General features: G+C 29.3%; 1 protein-coding gene and 3 tRNA genes. 3 read left to right on the forward strand and 1 reads right to left on the reverse strand.

From position 1 onward, the window contains the following. Positions 1-164 precede the first annotated feature (164 nt). A complete protein-coding gene (thiM, locus tag Q0138_RS04465; protein WP_297981494.1) occupies positions 165-1076 on the reverse strand; it encodes a hydroxyethylthiazole kinase in 912 nt (303 codons plus the stop codon). A 454-nt stretch (positions 1077-1530) separates the two neighbouring features. Between thiM and Q0138_RS04470 the strand changes: the two genes are divergently transcribed. From Q0138_RS04470 to Q0138_RS04480, 3 genes are all read left to right on the forward strand, one after another. Further along, a tRNA-Thr gene (locus Q0138_RS04470) sits at positions 1531-1604 on the forward strand. A gap of 113 nt (positions 1605-1717) precedes the next feature. Then, positions 1718-1792 (forward strand) — tRNA-Pro (locus tag Q0138_RS04475). Between the two features lie 12 nt (positions 1793-1804). Continuing rightward, positions 1805-1878, forward strand: a tRNA-Tyr gene (locus Q0138_RS04480). Positions 1879-2038: the final 160 nt, after the last annotated feature.

The following is a 2038-nucleotide window of genomic DNA, read 5'->3' on the forward strand; positions in this document are numbered from 1 at the left end:
GAAAGATTATTATGGTTTTTGAAAGATTATTATGGTTTTTGAAAGATTATTATGGCTTTGTTGAATTCATTTTAGAATTTTCAACAAAACCGATTAATAAGAGTTTTAATTAAATTTTAAGTTATTAAATTAGTTTTTCTTCAAAACTTATTTGATTTGTTTCTTTAAATGTTTAATTCAAATAAATTAGCATTTTCAACTATTTCCTCTGCAGTTAATTTGGAAATGTAATCAATGAATAATGTTCTAAAGCTTCCAGTTCCTAATTTATTTTTCATAACTTCCTCTGCAGCTTTTTCCCCGGCAATGGCCATCAATGCACTTCCAGCAATTCCTGCAATAAAAGCATCATTTGCTCCGTGATATGATCCAATAACAGTGGATAACATACATCCGCTGCCTGTAATGAGAGGCATTATAGCATCTCCGTTTTCTAGACAAAATGTTTTTTCTCCATCTGAAATGATATCAATTGGGCCACTTGCCAAAACAACGGTGTCTAATTCATTTGCCAATTCCTTTACAATCAATCCGTTAATGTCTAGATTTTCCTTTGAGATGATGTCGCTTTCTGCTACATCCACTCCTTTTCCAGCAGAATCATTGTCCTTATTGAATGAGAATTCTAAATCGATTAATCTGGCTATTGCCTTAATCTCAGACATGTTTCCTCTTATGATTCCAATTTTATAGTTTTCAACCAATTCCTTTGTGATTCTATTTCTAAGTCCGCTGATTCCTGCTCCAACAGGATCAAAAACAATAGGGGTATTGGTTTCATTTGCCTGTTTTGCACCTTTTATTATTCCTTTAACCTGTGCTTGATTGATTGTTCCTATGTTTATTACAAGTGCACTTGCAATGTTTGTAATTTCAGCTACCTCTTCTGCATCTTCAGCCATTATTGGACTTCCCCCTGCTGCAAGTGATGCATTTGCACAGTCTGTTACAGTTACAAAATTAGTTATGCATTGGGTTAGGGGGGTTTGTTCCCTTGTATTTTTATATGCAATTTTAATATCTTCTAAAATTGATTTTATATTTTCACTTTCTTTGATAATGACTTCTTCACTCATTTAAACACCTCTTTTTGTATAAAATTAATTAGTCTTATTTAAAAATTTATTTAATCTAATTTTATATTAAATTAATTAGATTTTTTTAAAAATTAAATATTGTTCTTATTTTATTTTTAAATTATTTTTCTTTATTTAAAAATTAAATATTGTTCTTATTTTTTTATTTAATTTTTTTTAATTAAATTATTTTCTTAACTTTTAAGTTCTATACTTTATTTTAGTTTACATGATATATAACAATAGTTATTTTTTATATTTTTTAATTTAATTTCTTGTTTAATATTTGTCTAAAAATTCATTTTTAATAAGTTTTTAATAAGTTATTAATAAGTTTTTAATAAGTTTTCAATAGTAAACTATTTAAATGACTAAATTCTAAATTAATATTGTTGAATATTTTAAGTAAAAGAGTTATTACTTAACTTATCTAATTAATTTTTAATAATTATTTGCCTCGGTGGCTCAGTCTGGTAGAGCGCGAGACTTGTAATCTCGTGGTCGCGGGTTCAATTCCCGTCCGGGGCTTTTATAATTATGCATTGATTGAATAAAGATAGTCTCTTTTTATTCTTTCAATTTTTTTTAATTATAATTTACCCAAAGGTTTATATACTATTGTGATGTAATATATAATTGTTGGGACCATAGGGTAGCTTGGTCGATCCTTTGGGCTTTGGGAGCCTGAGACTCCGGTTCAAATCCGGGTGGTCCCACTTTGTTCTACACCCGCCTTAGCTCAATTTGGCAGAGCGTTGGACTGTAGATCCAAATGTTGCTGGTTCAAGTCCGGCAGGCGGGATTTTTATTATATCATTTCATCTTTTTATAAATTAAAATTTTTGCATTTTTATCCTTTTTATCCTGTCTTGCAATATGCCTGCTTTTGGCTTTTGATATTCATTCAAAAATTATTGCTCTTATTTTCTGCATCCCTTCTTTCATCGGAAGTATATCTCCTC

This window comes from uncultured Methanobrevibacter sp. (assembly GCF_937906425.1).
GTDB lineage: Archaea > Methanobacteriota > Methanobacteria > Methanobacteriales > Methanobacteriaceae > Methanobrevibacter.

Coding starts and splice junctions, on each gene's coding strand:
- thiM (WP_297981494.1), bottom strand. CDS start 1,076: ATGAGTGAAGAAGTCATTATCAAAGAAAGTGAAAATATAAAATCAATT.